This is a genomic window from Aquabacter sediminis (genome assembly GCF_028863665.1).
Lineage (GTDB): Bacteria > Pseudomonadota > Alphaproteobacteria > Rhizobiales > Xanthobacteraceae > L1I39.
In genome coordinates this window covers 180,710-195,742 of record NZ_JARBFX010000009.1, presented here as the reverse complement: position 1 = coordinate 195,742, position 15,033 = coordinate 180,710, and the positions used below count along the sequence as shown (strand labels likewise).

The following is a 15,033-nucleotide window of genomic DNA, read 5'->3' as shown; positions in this document are numbered from 1 at the left end:
CTCAGCGTTCCTTCCCCGAAAAGTGTGGTTTGCGCCGCTCCAGAAACGCGGCGACGCCTTCCTTGCAATCGGCAGAGCAGCCGGCGGCCGCGATGGCGCGGGCCTCCCGCTCCAATTGGGCCTCAAGCCCCGTGCCGTAGCTTTCCAGGAGCAGCGCCCGCGCCGCGCCCACCGCCCCGGTGGCCGCCACCGCCAGCGCCTCGGCCTGGGCCTGGACGACCGCATCCAGCTCGGTATCCTCCACTGTGCGGGTGACAAGGCCGATGCGCTCGGCCTCCTCCGCGCCGATGCGGCGGCCGGTGAGGATGATCTCCTGCGCCTTCCTGAGCCCCACGAGGCGCGGCAGCAGAAAGGACATGCCGCCATCGGGCGTCAGCCCCACCGCGCCATAGGCCGCCGAGAAATGGGCCGAGCGGGCGGCGAGCACCACGTCGCCGGAGATGGCGAGGCTGAGACCGGCGCCGGCGGTCGGGCCGTTCACCTTGACCAGCAACGGCTTTTCCATCCGCATGAAGCGGGAGACCGCCATGTGCAGCGTGCCCGCCAGCAGGCTCAGATAACCGGAAATCCCCTCCCCCGCCGCCGAAAACCCGCCCAGGTCGCCGCCACCGCAGAACAGCTTGCCGGTGCCCGTGAGCACCACGCAGCGGATAGAGGCGTCCTGGTCGCATTGAATGGCGGCGTCCAGCAGAGCGCGGGCAAGCGGGAGGTCGATGGTGTTGCCGGCGACCGGGCGGTTGAGCGTCAAGGTGGCCACCGCCCCCGCGACGGTAACGAGAAGCGGCGGGGTCATCGGCAGGCCTCCAGGGCGTCATGAGCCAGCGCCGCCAGCACGGTGAAGCTCTCCGCCCGCTCCCGCGCATGGGGCGAGGAGGCGGTTCCGCGCAGCGCCCGGCCCTTGATGCCGTGGAAGATGGCGGCCATGCGGAAGAGGTTGAAGGCGAGGTAGAAATCCCAGTTGGGGATGCCCTGCCGCCCCGTCGCCTCGCAATAGGCGGCCACATAGTCCGCCTCCGAGGGAATATTCAGCGCGGAAAGGTCCGCCCCCGCGAGGCCCGCCACGATGTGGGGCGGCATCCGGTACATGAGGGCGTGATAGGCAAAGTCCGCCAAAGGGTGTCCCAGCGTCGACAATTCCCAGTCCAGCACCGCCAGAACGCGCGGCTCGGTGGGGTGGAAGATCATGTTGTCGCAGCGAAAATCCCCATGGACGATGGTCGTCTCGTCGCCGGGCGGAATGAGCCCCGGCAACGCTTCCACCAGCGCATCCATGCGCGGATCACGCCCGGCCAGCTCGTCCGCCAGATATTGCCGCGACCAGCGGGCGATCTGGCGGGCGAAATAATTGCCGGGCTTGCCATAATCTGCGAGCCCCAGCGCCGCCGGATGAAGGCGATGAAGGGCGGCGATGGTCTCGTTCATCGCGGCGAAATAGAGCGGCCGGTCCGCGTGGGGCACGTCCGGGAAGGTGGCGTCCCAGAAGATGCGCCCCTCCACCAAGTCCATCACATAGAAGTCCGAGCCGATCACGTCCGGATCGGTGCACAGGCCATGGATGCGGGCGACGGGAAAGCCCACCGCGCCCAGCGCCGTCTGCACCCGTGCCTCGCGGTCCACCGCATGGGCGCCGGGCAGCACCTCGCCCGGCGGCTTGCGGCGGAGCACGTAGGAGCGCGCGGGCGTGTCCAGCCGGTAGGTGGGGTTGGACTGGCCGCCCTTGAACTGGGAGACGCGCAGGGGACCGGCAAAGCCCTCCACCGTCTCGGCCATCCAGGCGGCAAGGCGCGCCTCGTCGAAGCGCAAGCCGGCGCGCACGTCGGACGTGCCGGCATTGGCCGCCTCGCCCAAGGCGGCGGGAGCGGACAGGCTCATGAATGGGCCTCTTCGGGCTGGGTCTTCTTCCAGTCGCGGCGGATCTTCTTGGCCAGCGACCATTTGTGGACCTCGGTGGGGCCATCATAGATGCGGAAGGCCCGCACCTCGCGGAACACCTGCTCCACGATGGTGTCGGAGGTAACGCCCGTGCCGCCCATCACCTGCACGCAGCGGTCGGCGACGCGCATCAGCGCCTCGCTCACCGCCACCTTGGCCATGGAGCTTTCGTTGATGGCCTGCGAGCCGGTGTCGAGCACATCGGCGCACCAGTCGATCATCAGTTCGGCCTGCTTCAGGTCGATGAGGTTTTCCGCCAGCATGAAGCCGACGCCTTCATGGTCGATCAGCACCTTGCCGAAGGCCTTGCGGCGATTGGCATAGTCGGTGGCGATCTCGTGCGCCCGGGTGCAGGCGCCGAGCCAGCGCATGCAATGGGTGAGGCGGGCGGGGGCCAGGCGCACCTGGGCATAGGTGAAGCCCTCCCCCGATTGGCCGAGCATCTGGTCCGCCGGCACCCGCAGCCCCTCGATGGTCAGCACCGCATGGCCGCCGGGCATGGAGCTGTCGATGGTGTTGGGGATGCGATCGATGCGGATGGCGGGGTCCGGCAGGTCCACCAAGAACATGCAGGCGCCATCCTCCGACTTGGCCATGACAATGCCGATGGCCGCCCCCGGCGCGCCGGTGGCGAACGCCTTGCGGCCGTCGATGATCCAGTGATTGCCGTCCTGCCGGCAGGTGGTGATCATCATGGACGGGTCGGAGCCCGCCCCCTGCTCGCTGGCCGGCTCGGTCATGAAGAAGGCGGAGCGGGCCGTGCCCGCCACCAGCGGGGCGAGGAAGCGCTCCTTCAGCGCCGGGCTGCCCACCTTGCCGAGCAGATACATGTTGCCCTCGTCGGGCGCCGCCGTATTGCAGGCGAGCGGCCCGAGCGGCGAGAGGCCGGAGCGGCGCAGCACCTGCGCCGTCTGGCGGTGGCTGAGATGCCGGCCGTCGGGCAGGATGTGAGGGGTGAGCACCCCCGCCGCCCGCGCCTTCCCGCGCAGTTCGGCGATCAGGTCGTCGGTCGGGCAATCGTGATGATCGCGGCGCGGGTCCTTTTCATAGGGCACCACGATGTCGCGCACGAAGCGCTCCACGCGATCGGCGATGGCATTAGCCTCTTCGGCGGAAATGGTGCTCATTTGGGGGCCATCCGGATGGCGCCGTCCAGGCGAATGACTTCGCCGTTCAGCATGGGAATGGTGACGATGCTCTCCACCAGGCGGGCATATTCGTCGGGGTCGCCGAGGCGGCTCGGGAAGGGCACCTGGGCGCCCAGCGAGGCCTGCGCCTCCGGCGGCAGCACGGAGAGCATGGGCGTCATGAAGATGCCCGGCGCGATGGTGGCCACCCGAATGCCGTAGCGTGCGAATTCCCGCGCCAGCGGCAAGGTCATGCCCACGATGCCGTTCTTGGAGGCGGAATAGGCGGCCTGGCCGATCTGGCCATCGAAGGCCGCCACCGAGGCGGTGTTGATGATGACGCCCCGCTCCTCGCCCACGGGTTCTGCCGTGTGCAGGCGGCCGGCGAACTGGGCGAGCACGTTGAAGGTGCCGATGAGATTGATGTCGATGATCTTCTTGAACTCGGCCAGCGGCAGCACCTTGCCGTGGCGGTCGATGACCTTGGCGGGCGGGCCGATGCCGGCGCAGTTCACCAGGATGCGCGCCTTGCCGATGAGCCCCTCGGCCTCGTCCAGCGCGGCGCAGACGCCCGCCTCGTCGGTCACGTCCACCGCCACCGCATGGCCGCCAATGGCGTCGGCATGGGCGGCGGCCATCTCTTCGTTGCGATCAAAGATGACCACCTGCGCCCCGCTCGCCGCGAGCCGCGCGGCGGTGGCCCCGCCAAGGCCGGAGGCCCCGCCGGTCACGATGGCTCCGATGTTCTTCAAATTCATTTGCGCTCCCGCTCCCATTCCCGCGCGGCCCGACCCGGCCCGCGGCACCCCTGTTCGTCGCCCATGCCGCGATACGGCCGGAGTTTCGGATATACCAATTTGGATATTATTTACTTGTGGGTATATTGAAGTCGAGCAGGTATGATGTCAACTAGGCACCGGGACTGACGAGAGGAACGAGACGTGGGCGACGTGGCGACCCCATTCCGGACATCCGCGCAACGGCAGCGGGACCGCGAGGAGAAGCGGTTCGCGGTGATGCGGGCGGCGACCCGGCTCTTCAACGAGCGCGGCTTCCACGCCACTTCGCTTGACGACGTGGCGGCGCGTCTCGGGGTGACGAAGCCCACGATCTACCATTATCTCGGCAACAAGGATCAGGTGCTGCTGGAGTGCGTGACCTTCGGCCTGGACCAAGTGCTGGAAGCCGCCGAGCGCTCGCGGGCCGCCTCGGGCAACGGCCTGGCGCGCCTCCAGGCCTTCCTGCGCCGCTTCGCCGAAATCAACATGGACGATTTCGGTCGCTGCGTGATCCGCACCGGCGACGAGGTTCTCTCGCCCGAGAGCGCCAAGACCTTCCGGGCCCTGAAGGGGCAGATCGACCGCGCCATGCGTGCTCTGGTGGCGGAGGGCATTGCAGACGGCTCCATCGCGCCCGGCGATCCGCGCATGATCGCCTTCACGCTCGCCGGCGCGCTGAACTGGCCGGCGCGCTGGTTCGATCCCAACGGGCCGAAATCCAGCGCCGAGGTGGCGGCGGAAATGGTGGAGATCCTCACGCGCGGCATTGCCGGCAACCGCGACGCGGCCCCCGCGCCCCAGCCCGTGGCGGCGCGCCCGGACACGGGATCGGTGGCACCGCCCGCGAAGAAGGCGCGGGCGAGCGCCAAGGCAAAGGCCCCGGCCGAACCGCGCGCGGAGGTGACCCAGGACAGCGGGGAAAAAGCCGCTCCCCGGACCGCCCGGGCCCGCAAGACGACCGAGGCTCCCAAAGGCCCGAAGACGCCGCGCGCGCCCCGCAAGCCGTCCTGAACGGTCCAATCGGGATCACCGCCGCACGAAGGCGGCGGCCTCCTCGCGCAGTCGCGCTTTCAGCACCTTGCCATTTGGATTGCGCGGCAGGCCCTCTTCCATGAGGACGATGCGGTCGGGCACCTTGTAGTCGGACAGGCACCGGGCGCAGTGGCGGCGCAGATCCTCCTCGTCGGCCCGGCCGCCCACCACGAAGGCGGCCACCCGCTCGCCCAGCACCGGGTCCGGAAAGCCCACGACGGCGGCCTCCGTGATGCCCGGGAAGTCGATCAGCACACTCTCCACCTCCGCCGAATAGACCTTGTAGCCGGCGCGGTTGATCATGTCCTTCTTGCGGTCGAAGACCTTCAGATAGCCGTCCCCATCCATGGAGCCCACATCGCCCGAGCGCCAGTAGCCACCCGTGAAGGCGGTGGCGTTGGCTTCCGGGTTCTTCCAGTAGCCGGGCACCACGGAGGCGCCCGCGATCCACAATTCGCCGGCCGCTCCAGGGGGAACTTCGCGCCCGTCCTCGTCCATCACCCGCAAATCGATGCAGGGCATGAGCTTGCCCACGCAATCGAGCCGCTCGATGGGCGCATCACGGGGCAGGATGGCGACAGGGGACGAGGTCTCGGTGGCGCCATAGACGTTGAAGAGATCGAGGCGGGGGCACTTCTCCTTCAGCCGCCTTGCATTGGGCTCCGGCATGGGCGCGCCGCCGAAGGCGCCGATGCGCCAGGAGGAGAGATCGAAGCGGTCGAAGTCCGGATCGAGCAGGCACAGATTATACATGGCGGGCACCATGATGACCGCGCTCATGCGCTCGCGCTCCGCCAGTTCCAGGAAGGCGCGGGCCTTGAACTGCGCCATCAAGATGAGCCCGGCCCCGAAGGCGAGCGCCGTCTGCATCACGCCGATCAGCCCGGTCATGTGCGAGCAGGGCACGGCCAGCACCATGCGGTCTGTGCCGGCGATGCCCACCGCATGGCGGTAGTGAAGGCAGGAATGGACGACGCCCAGATTGGTCAGCACCGCGCCCTTGGGCCGCCCGGTGGTGCCGGAGGTGTAGAGGATGCAGAAGGGGTCTTCCTCCTCCACGTCGGGGCCCGGTTCCCGGGCGGGCGCCGCGAACAGCGCGTCATAGGGCACGCTACCCTCATGCGATCCGCCCACCGCCACGCGGACGGCAAGCTCGGGGGTCTCGGAAGCATCCGGCAACTCGCCCCCATGGGCCACATCGAACAGGAGCACCATGGCCCCGCTCTGGGCCACCGCATAGGCGATTTCCGGCCGCCGCTGGCGGATGTCGAGGGGCACATGGATGGCGCCAAGCCGGGCGCAGGCGAGCGAGACTTCCACCACCTCGGCCCGGTTGCCGATCAGCGTCGCCACCCGCTCGCCCTTGCGCACGCCGCGCGCCACGAGCCCATCGGCGAGGCGCTCGGCGCGGGCGTCCAGCTCGCCATAGGTGAAACGCCGGTCGCCATCCACCAGCGCCAAAGCGTCCGGGGTCTGCGCGACGCGCGCCCGGAAAAAGGCATGCACATTGCGGGGCCGGTCCACAAAGGCCGGCACCACGCGCCCGAAATGCACTTCGCGGCGGATCATCCGCTCCTCCCCGTTTTTCTTGTGGCGCCCGTCACGGCACCAGCACCACCTTGCCCACGGTGCGCCGTTCGCCCAAGGCCTTCAAAGCGGCGGGCGCTTCGGCCAGGGGGAAGATGTCGCGCACCAGGGGGCGGATGGCACCGGCCCGACGCAGCTCGAACAGTTCCGCATAGATGTGCGGCACCTTCTCGGGATGATGCCGCCTGTATTCGCCCCAATAGACGCCGAGCGCGGCTGCATTCTTCAGGAGAAGGCGATTGGCGGGAAGCTCCGTTACCGTTCCACCGGCAAAGCCGACAATCACGAGGCGCCCGCCCCAGGCAAGACACCGCAGGCTCTCCAGCGCCACGGTGCCGCCCACCGGGTCCACCACCACGTCGACGCCCCGCCCGCTTGTCAGCGCGCGCACGCGCTCGGTGACGGGCTCCGCGGCATAGTCGATGGCTTCGTGCGCGCCCAGTTCCAGGCACAGCGCCACCTTGTCCGCCCCCCCGGCGGTGGAGATGACGCGGGCGCCCGCATGGCGTGCCAATTGGATGGCGGCTGACCCCACGCCCCCTGCCCCCGCATGCACCAGCACGGTCTCACCGGCTTTCAGGCCGGCGCGGTCATGGAGGGCCACATAAGCGGTGGGATAGACCACCGGGAGTGCCACCGCCTCGGTCAAGGAAAAGTCCGGCGGCACCAATTCCGCGCCCACCGGGCCGACCCTGGCATAATCGGCATAGGCGCCGTGATCCACCAGGGCGCAGATGCGGTCGCCCTCCTGGAAACGGCAGCCCGCGCCCCGCGCCACCACCGTTCCGGCCAGTTCGACGCCGGGGGTGAAGGGCAGGGGCGGCTTCACCTGGTAGCGGCCGCGGATCATCAGCGTGTCGAGGAAGTTGGCCCCCGCCGCCTCCACCCGCACCACGCATTCGCCGGGGCCGGCCTGCGGAATCGGGAGGTCGTCCAGCGCCATGGCGCCGTCCTCGTTCACGGCGTGGACCCGCCAGGCGCGCATGTGCGCAGTGGCATCGGCATTCATCAGGCGGACCTTTTCATGACACGCGGATCAATGGCCGCGGAAGCCACGGCCATCCGTGGTTCCTCTTCCAAGAAAGGCATCCATGCCCGGCCCAAGGGGTGAAGGCCGGGCATGGATGAGTGGGCAAGATCGGGAGGAAGCGATCTGCCGGCGCGGGCTCAGCCCATAGGTATTCGGCCAGATCGCGCCTGGCCAACACTCACTTGGCGGCCGCCACCAGCGGGCATTCGCTGCGCGACAGGGGGCGGAAAGCCTCGGCGGCGGGGATGGTGCGCAGGATGTTCATATAGTCCCACGGCCCCTTGGATTCCGCCGGGGACTTCACCTGGGCCAGATACATGTCGTGGATCATGCGGCCATCGGGGCGGATGGAGGCGTTGCGGGCGAACATGTCCTTCACCGGCATTTCGCGCATCTTGGCCGCCACCACTTCGCCATCGGTGGAATTGGCCGCTTTCACCGCCTTCAGATAATGCAGAGCGGCGGAGTAAAGGCCGGCCTGGAGCGAGGTGGGCTTGCGCCCGCCCATGCGCTTCGACCAGCGCTCGGACCAGGCGCGGGTCTCGTCATCCATGTTCCAGTAGAAGGCGGTGGTCATCAGCAGGCCCTTGGCCCGCTCCAGGCCGAGCGCATGGATATCGGTGATGAAGAACACCATGGCGGCGAGGCGCTGCTTGCCGGTGCCGATGCCGAACTCATTGGCCTGCTTGATGGAATTGATGGTGTCGACGCCGCCATTGGCAAGCGCGATCACCTGCGCCCCCGAAGACTGCGCCTGGAGTAGGAAGGAGGAGAAATCGGGCGTGTTGAGGGGCGCGCGGGCGTTGCCGAGCACCTTGCCGCCATTGGCGTCGATCACCTCGGTGGCGTCGGCTTCCAGAGACTTGCCGAAGCCATAGTCGGCGGTCACGAAATACCAGGTCTTGCCCCCTTCCGCGACCACCGAACGGGCGGTGCCATTGGCCATGGCGTAGGAATCATAGACCCAGTGGAAAGAGGTGGGCGAGCACGCCTTGTTGGTGAAGACGGTGGAGCCGGCGCCCGTGTTCAGCAGCACCTTCTTGCGCTCGCGGGTGATCTCCTGCACCGCCAGGGCGATGGCGGTGTTCGGCACCTCGGCGATGACGTCCACATTCTCCTCGTCCACCCAGCGGCGGGCGACCGCGGCGCCCACGTCGGCCTTGTTCTGGCCATCGGCCACCACGAGATTGATGGGCTTGCCATCAATGGTGCCGCCGAAGTCCTCGATGGCCATCTTGAGGGCTTCCACCGAGCCGGGTCCGGTGAGATCGGCATAGACGCCGCTCATGTCGGTGAGCAGGCCGAACTTCACGCCCCGCGCCGGGATCTCGGCGGCGGCAGGAGCGGCGGCGAGCAGGAGACCCAAGGTGGCCAGCGACGTCCAATGCTGCAAACGGCTCAATTTTCTCTCCCCATCATTCCCAGGGGCACGATCTTGCCCGCCGCCAACCGGCGAAGGGGCGGAGCACAGGGCGCCGCATCGTATTCCCGTGAGTAATTTAATTTCTTGTGTGACCTAAAATATACTCGTGGGTAAATAACTGTCAAGGCGGAGCCCGCCGGGGCGGGACAGGAATGGGACGCCCTCATCGGCGGCGGCCGCCTTCGCGGCATGCCCCCCGCCGCACGGAATGCAGCGCCACCGCATTGACTGCCCGCGAAATATGCAATATCGATATTTTAACACCGCAGATCGATGACGGAGGCGCAGGTGCTGGGTGCGGGACGCGACATGCAGCAGGTGATGCGACCGGGCGAGGAGCCGCCCCGCAGCGTGACCTCCGCCGTCTTCCTGCAATTGCGCTCTGAGGTGCTCACCGGCGCGCTGAAGGGTGGCCAGCCCCTGCGCGCGGCCGCCATTGCCAGCCGTCTGCGGGTGAGTCTCACCGCCGTGCGCGAGGCGCTGGTGCGCCTGCTCTCGGACAATTTCGTCACGTCCGTCGACCAGAAGGGCTTTCGCGTCTCCCCTGTGAGCGCGCAGGATCTCGCCGACGTGACACAGACTCGCATCCTGGTGGAAGGAACGGCGCTGCGCCAATCCATGGAAAATGGCGGCGCGGACTGGCGCGAACGGGTGATCGCCAGCCATGCGCGCCTGTCCGCCATCCCCGTCCGGCGCCCCGACAAGCCGGACGAGACCAACGAGGCCTGGGCGGAGGAGCATGAGCGCTTCCACCTGACGCTTCTGGACGCGTGCGGCTCGCCCTGGCTCATGCGCTTCCGCAGCACCCTCTATGCCCATTCCGAGCGCTATCGCCGGCTGTCCGTGCAGGCGCAAGGTCCGTCCTCCGTGCGCAGCGTGTCGCAGGAGCATGATGTGATCGTCGAGGCGGTCCTCACCGGCGATGCCGACGGGGCCGTGGAGGCGCTCTCCCAGCATTACCGCCGCACCATGGAGATTGCGCGCGCGGCGCTGTGACCCGATGCCGGGGCGGCTGCGGCCCGGCATGTCCCATTTCCCGCCGGTCCGCCGGAGGTCCTGGACGCGTCCCGCATCCCCTGCGGGCGATCGCCCGCGCTTACCCCGCCTGTCGCCGCCGGCGACGGCGGGGCCCAACGCCATCAGGCACCAAGAACAAAAGGACAGGAAACGCCATGAAGACCAGCATGTTGAGCGGCACCGCCCCGCCGTCCCCCGCGCTTCGCCGCATCGCCCGTGCGTTCAAGGCCCATGCCGCCAAGGTGGCGCTGGCGGGTCTCGCCGTCGCCGCCGCCCTTGCCGTGACGCCCCGGGCGCAGGCGCAGGAGGCCTATCCGTCCCGTCCGCTGAAGATCGTGGTGGGCTTTGCGCCCGGCGGCAGTTCCGACACGGTGGCGCGCCTTGTGGCCGAGCGACTGTCGGCCCGGCTCGGCAAGCCGGTGGTGGTTGAAAACAAGCCTGGCGCCGGCGGTTATCTGGCCACCAGCCAGGTGCTGCGCCAGCCCGCCGACGGCTACACCTTGCTCCTGCTTGCCAGCGCCCATTCGGTGACCGCCGCCATGCGGGTGAGCATGCCCTTTGATCCGGTGGAGGACCTGGACTGGCTGACCACCGCCGCCACCTACGGCATGGTGTTCGGCGTGCGGCCGGATTCGCCCTATGCGAGCCTCGTGGAGATCATCGCCGCCGCCAAGGCCAAGCCCAAGACGCTGACTTACTATTCGGTGGGCGAAGGCACCGCCCATCATCTGCTCGGCGAGTGGCTGAGCGCGGCCACGGGCGCCGAATTCGTCCACGTGCCCTATCGCGGCAGTTCCGCCGCCTTGCCCGACTTCCTCGGCGGGCGTGTGGACATGATGATCGACACCATGACCTTCGCCCTGCCGCAGATGCAGGCCGGCGCGGTGCGTCCCCTCGCCGTCACCTCCAAGAAGGTGCCGCCGGAGATGGCCAAGGTGCCCTATTCCGGTGACATCGTGCCGGGGCTTTCCTATGAATCCTGGCTCGGCCTTGCCATGCGCAAGGGCGCCCCGGCGGACGTGGTGGAGAAGCTGCGCACCGAGATCACCGCCATCGTGCTCTCCGACAGCTTCGCCCAGGAGCTCGCCAAGTTCGGCGCCAACGCCACCGCCAGCACCGGCGAGGAATTCGCCGCCCGTATCCGGCGGGAGATCGCCGACTTCAACAAGGTCATCGATGCCCGCGGCATCCAGCGGCAGCAGCAATAGCTGCCGCACCCTCTTTTCCCTCCCCACCCCTCACATAGGTCTCCCATGAAGCTCGTTTCCTTCAAGGCCGGCGACACCGCCGGCTTCGGTGTCGTCAAGGGCGATGCCATCGTCGATCTGACCGGGCATTTCAGCGCGCGCGGAATCACCGGCCTGCGCACGCTGATCGCCGCCGATGCCCTGGACGAGGCCCGCGCCGTCGCGGAGAGCGCCGCGCCGTCGCTGAAGCTGGCGGACGTCGCGCTGCTGCCCGTGATCCCCGATCCCGGCAAGATCATCTGCATCGGCCTGAACTACCGCGACCACGTCGCCGAGACCGGCCGCACGGTGACAGAGAACCCGGCCTTGTTCTCGCGCTATCCCGAAAGCCAGGTGGGCCATCTCCAGCCCATCGTGAAGCCGCTGGAATCCGACAATTTCGACTATGAGGGCGAGCTGGCCCTGGTGATCGGCCGGGGCGGACGGCGCATTCGGGAAGAAGATGCCCTTGCCGCCATCGCCGGCTATTCCTGCTATAATGAGGGCAGCATCCGCGACTACCAGCGCCACACGTCGCAGTTCCTGGCCGGCAAGACCTTCGCCAATACAGGCGCGTTCGGCCCCTGGCTGGTCACCACCGACGAAATCCCCGATCCCAGCCGCCTGACGCTGGAAACCCGCCTCAACGGGCAGGTGGTGCAGCATTCCACCACCGATCTGCTGATCACCGACATCCCCGCCCTGATCCGCTATTGCTCCACCGTGCTGACGCTGGAGCCCGGCGATGTGATCGTCACCGGCACCCCCGGCGGCGTCGGCGCCAAGCGCACCCCGCCGCTCTGGATGAAGCCCGGCGACACGGTGGAAGTGGAGATTTCCGGCATCGGCATCCTGCGCAACCCGGTGATCGACGAGGCGGCGTGAGCGCCACTTCCTGAGCGCTGCGGCCTAGGGGCGCGCGCCCTCTCTTCCGTCATGGCCGGGCCTGTCTCGGCCATCCACGGGGACGCGCCGGGCGCGCCATTCCAACGGGAATGCGGGCGGAGAGGCGTGGATGCGCGGGTCAAGCCCGCGGATGACGGGGTATAAGAGGGCACGAGGGCAAGACCCAATGCGCCCGCCCTGCGCGCCCTCACCCTTCCGTCATGGCCGGGCCCGTCTCGGCCGTCCCCGGCGCGCGGCCGGGAGTGCGGCCGCCAGCACAGGCAACCGCAGCGGCGCGAATGCCGGCTCAGGCCCGAGCAAGGGGCGGGGCGGGCAAAACCCGCCCTCGCCTCAGGCCGGCGGAGTGAGCTTCTTCTCGGCGATGGCCACCCAGAGGGCGGCGCCCACCGGCAAGGCGTCGTCGTTGAAATTGTAGGTGGGCGAGTGGAGGCCGTGGCCGCCACCCTGCCCCACCCAGATATAGGCCCCGGGCCGCTCCTGGAGCATGAAGGCGAAGTCCTCGGCGCCCATGCTGGGCTCGATGGTCTCGTCGAGCGTCAGAACGGGCGAGACGTCGCGCACCACGTCCTGCACGAAGCGGGCTTCCTGCGGATCGTTGATGGTGGCCGGATAGCGGCGCTGATAGTCGATGGTGGCGGTGCAGCCCATGGCCTCCGCCACGCCAGACACGATGGCCTTCAGCCGCGTCTCGATGAGATCGCCCACCGCCGGCGCGAACCAGCGCACCGTCCCGGTCATGCGGCAGGAGCCGGGAATGACGTTCCAGGCGTCACCGCCATGGACCGTGGTCACCGACACCACCGCCGAGGCCATGGGCGAGACATTGCGGGCCGCGATGGTCTGGAGCGCCGTGCCGATCTGGAACATGCAGGCGATGGGGTCCGCGCCCTGGTGGGGCATGGCGCCATGGGCGCCGCGGCCGGTCACCGTGATGTCGAAGATGCCGAAGGCAGCCATCATCGCCCCGGTGGTCAGCCCCGCGCGGCCGAGGGGCAAGTCCGGCCAATTGTGCATGCCGAAGACGGCGTCCACGGGGAAGCGTTCAAACAGGCCGTCCTCGATCATGCGGCGGGCACCGCCCTCGTTTTCTTCCGCCGGCTGGAAGATGAAGCGCACGGCGCCGTCGATCCGCCCGCTCTTGGCGAGATGACGGGCGGCAGCCAGCAGCATGGCCATGTGGCCGTCATGGCCACAGGCATGCATGCGGCCGGGATGCTGCGACGCATAATCGAGCCCCGTCGCCTCGGTGATGGCGAGGGCATCCATGTCGGCCCGAAGCCCGATGACGCGGTCCGAATTGCCGCGCTTCAGGGTCGCCACCACGCCGGTGCCGCCGAGCCCGGTCTCCACCTCAAGCCCGAAGGATCTCAGCTTGTCCGCCACGAAGGCGGAGGTCTGGTGTTCGTCATAGGCCAGTTCGGGAATGCGATGGAGCGCGCGGCGCCACGCAACGGCGTCGGCGATCTCTTCATTGGTCAGGCGGGGATTCATGGTGTCTTCCGGTGTGTCTTGACGGGGGTGCGCTCAGCCGGCGGGCTTCATGCGATAGCGGAAATCGCAATGGCTGGCGCCCTTCATGAGCGTCTGGGTGCGGGTGAGTTCCATGGCCGGGTTATAGCCGGTGCAGAATTCCCCGTCGCGGTTGCAGGAGAGCAGGTGGCCGATCTCGCCCAGCCCCATCTCCCGATACATTTCCGAATAGCGGCAGCGGGTGACGTCGAATTCCAGCCGCTCGGGATCGGCATGGCGCACCGAGATGGCGAGCGCGTCATTGGCCGTCCAGTTGGGCAGGATGGCGGCGAAGTCTTCCAGCGTCGGGTCGCGCCCCAGCTCGGCGCGGAACCGCGCGCCCTGCTGCACGGCGGAGCGGGAAACGGCGGCGTCGAGCGTGGCGCGGGCCACCTCGACGCCTTGGCTTTCCACCAGCACGTCATAGACATGCTTGAGGATTTCCGCCTCGATCCGCCGCCGCTCGATGATGGGGAGGGGGGCGGGAGTGGCGGCAGGCTTTGCGTCTTGCTCGGACATGGTCTCGTCCTTTCAGGGCCGGGGCAGGCTGTCGATAAAAGGGCCACGTGTCAGCCCCGCATCCACCTCGACGCTGTCATGGCCGGGCTTGGCCCGGCCATCCACGCGGACCGGGCGCGGCGCAGCTTCGGCCCGCTCCTCCAGCTGTGAGACGTGGATGCCCGGGACAAGCCCGGGCATGACGGGGTGGGGTGATGCGTTGGCCATCCGGTGCCCCTTCCGTTTTCAAATGGCGTGGGCGTGGCCGCCCAGATAGGCCTCGACGATGCGCGGGTCATCGGCCAGCGTCGCCGCCTCGCCCTCGATGAGGATGCGGCCGCTGTCCAGCACCGCCGCGCGATCGGCGATGCGAAGCGCCGCCTTGGCATTCTGCTCGACGATGAGGATGGACAGGCCCTCCTGCCGGATCTGCGACACCAGGTCGAAGATGCCCTTCACGAATTTGGGCGCAAGGCCGAGGGAGGGCTCGTCCAGCAGCAGGATGGAGGGCTTGGCCATGAGTGCGCGGGCAATGCACAGCATCTGCTGCTCGCCGCCCGAGAGCGAGCCCGCCACCTGGCTCATGCGCTCGCCGAGCTTGGGGAAGAGGGCGAGCACCCGGTCCAGTTCCGCGAGGCCATGCCGGCCGCCACCGATGACAAGGTTTTCCTTGACGCTCATGGGCGAGAAGATCTGCCGTCCCTCGGGGGCCTGCAGCAGGCCGCGGGCGACGATCTCGTTGCTCTTGAGCTTGGTGATGTCCTCGCCCTTGAAGCGGATGGTGCCGGACTTGGCGCGATAGATGCCGGAGATGGTGCGCATCAAGGTGGTCTTGCCGACCCCGTTGGAGCCGAGCACGGCGACGATGCCACGCTCGGGGACGGTGAGGTCCACCCCGTGCAGGATTTCCTGCACGCCCATGGCGACGGTGAGATTGCGGATTTCCAGTAAGCTCATGGTTCCGCTC

Annotated in this window: 15 protein-coding genes; 4 read left to right on the top strand and 11 right to left on the bottom strand. The window is 68.3% G+C overall.

What is annotated here, in order from left to right; translation table 11 throughout:
- Position 1 precedes the first annotated feature (1 nt).
- The 4 genes from PV781_RS18500 to PV781_RS18485 are packed head-to-tail and all read right to left on the bottom strand — an operon-like array spanning position 2 to position 3,817.
- Positions 2-793, bottom strand: a complete 792-nt coding sequence (locus PV781_RS18500; RefSeq protein ID WP_274777115.1) for an enoyl-CoA hydratase/isomerase family protein — start codon at positions 791-793, stop codon at positions 2-4.
- On the bottom strand, positions 790-1,872 hold the full coding sequence (locus PV781_RS18495; RefSeq protein ID WP_274777114.1) for a phosphotransferase: 1,083 nt from the start codon (positions 1,870-1,872) through the stop codon (positions 790-792). Before PV781_RS18495 ends, PV781_RS18500 begins: the two co-directional genes overlap by 4 nt.
- Entirely contained in the window at positions 1,869-3,059 is a 1,191-nt protein-coding gene (locus PV781_RS18490; protein ID WP_274777113.1) for an acyl-CoA dehydrogenase family protein, read from the bottom strand. Before PV781_RS18490 ends, PV781_RS18495 begins: the two co-directional genes overlap by 4 nt.
- Entirely contained in the window at positions 3,056-3,817 is a 762-nt protein-coding gene (locus PV781_RS18485; protein WP_274777112.1) for an SDR family NAD(P)-dependent oxidoreductase, read from the bottom strand. The genes PV781_RS18490 and PV781_RS18485 overlap by 4 nt, the downstream gene beginning before the upstream one ends.
- A 192-nt stretch (positions 3,818-4,009) precedes the next feature.
- On the opposite strand from PV781_RS18485, the gene PV781_RS18480 reads away from it, so the two are divergent.
- The gene (locus PV781_RS18480; RefSeq protein WP_274777111.1) at positions 4,010-4,849 is read left to right on the top strand and encodes a TetR/AcrR family transcriptional regulator; all 840 of its coding nucleotides are present in this window, start codon (positions 4,010-4,012) and stop codon (positions 4,847-4,849) included.
- 15 nt (positions 4,850-4,864) lie between these two features.
- Here PV781_RS18480 and PV781_RS18475 read toward each other — a convergent pair whose 3' ends face one another.
- From PV781_RS18475 to PV781_RS18465, 3 genes are all read right to left on the bottom strand, one after another.
- Positions 4,865-6,439 carry a class I adenylate-forming enzyme family protein gene (locus PV781_RS18475; protein WP_274777110.1) on the bottom strand — a complete coding sequence of 525 codons (1,575 nt, stop codon included), beginning with the start codon at positions 6,437-6,439 and terminating at the stop codon, positions 4,865-4,867.
- A gap of 31 nt (positions 6,440-6,470) precedes the next feature.
- A complete protein-coding gene (locus PV781_RS18470) occupies positions 6,471-7,466 on the bottom strand; it encodes an NADPH:quinone oxidoreductase family protein (RefSeq protein WP_274777109.1) in 996 nt (331 codons plus the stop codon).
- 199 nt (positions 7,467-7,665) lie between these two features.
- Positions 7,666-8,889, bottom strand: a complete 1,224-nt coding sequence (locus PV781_RS18465) for an ABC transporter substrate-binding protein (RefSeq protein WP_274777108.1) — start codon at positions 8,887-8,889, stop codon at positions 7,666-7,668.
- A 294-nt stretch (positions 8,890-9,183) separates the two neighbouring features.
- Here PV781_RS18465 and PV781_RS18460 point away from each other — a divergent pair, with 294 nt between their 5' ends.
- The 3 genes from PV781_RS18460 (at position 9,184) to PV781_RS18450 (ending at position 12,038) form a co-directional block, all read left to right on the top strand.
- Positions 9,184-9,906, top strand: a complete 723-nt coding sequence (locus tag PV781_RS18460) for a GntR family transcriptional regulator (protein ID WP_274777107.1) — start codon at positions 9,184-9,186, stop codon at positions 9,904-9,906.
- A 176-nt stretch (positions 9,907-10,082) separates the two neighbouring features.
- The gene (locus PV781_RS18455) at positions 10,083-11,135 is read left to right on the top strand and encodes a Bug family tripartite tricarboxylate transporter substrate binding protein (protein WP_274777106.1); all 1,053 of its coding nucleotides are present in this window, start codon (positions 10,083-10,085) and stop codon (positions 11,133-11,135) included.
- Positions 11,136-11,180: 45 nt separating this feature from the next.
- Positions 11,181-12,038: a fumarylacetoacetate hydrolase family protein gene (locus PV781_RS18450; RefSeq protein ID WP_274777105.1), complete on the top strand. Its 858-nt coding sequence runs from the start codon at positions 11,181-11,183 to the stop codon at positions 12,036-12,038.
- 351 nt (positions 12,039-12,389) lie between these two features.
- Here the strand turns inward: PV781_RS18450 and PV781_RS18445 are convergent, their stop codons facing one another.
- Genes PV781_RS18445 through PV781_RS18430 form a run of 4 tightly spaced genes read right to left on the bottom strand, consistent with a single transcriptional unit; the run spans position 12,390 to position 15,023 of the window.
- Positions 12,390-13,550 carry a M20 aminoacylase family protein gene (locus PV781_RS18445; protein ID WP_274777104.1) on the bottom strand — a complete coding sequence of 387 codons (1,161 nt, stop codon included), beginning with the start codon at positions 13,548-13,550 and terminating at the stop codon, positions 12,390-12,392.
- Positions 13,551-13,583: 33 nt separating this feature from the next.
- Positions 13,584-14,087, bottom strand: a complete 504-nt coding sequence (locus PV781_RS18440; protein WP_274777103.1) for an L-2-amino-thiazoline-4-carboxylic acid hydrolase — start codon at positions 14,085-14,087, stop codon at positions 13,584-13,586.
- A 12-nt stretch (positions 14,088-14,099) separates the two neighbouring features.
- Positions 14,100-14,294: a hypothetical protein gene (locus PV781_RS18435; RefSeq protein ID WP_274777102.1), complete on the bottom strand. Its 195-nt coding sequence runs from the start codon at positions 14,292-14,294 to the stop codon at positions 14,100-14,102.
- Between the two features lie 18 nt (positions 14,295-14,312).
- On the bottom strand, positions 14,313-15,023 hold the full coding sequence (locus PV781_RS18430; protein WP_274777101.1) for an ABC transporter ATP-binding protein: 711 nt from the start codon (positions 15,021-15,023) through the stop codon (positions 14,313-14,315).
- Positions 15,024-15,033: the final 10 nt, after the last annotated feature.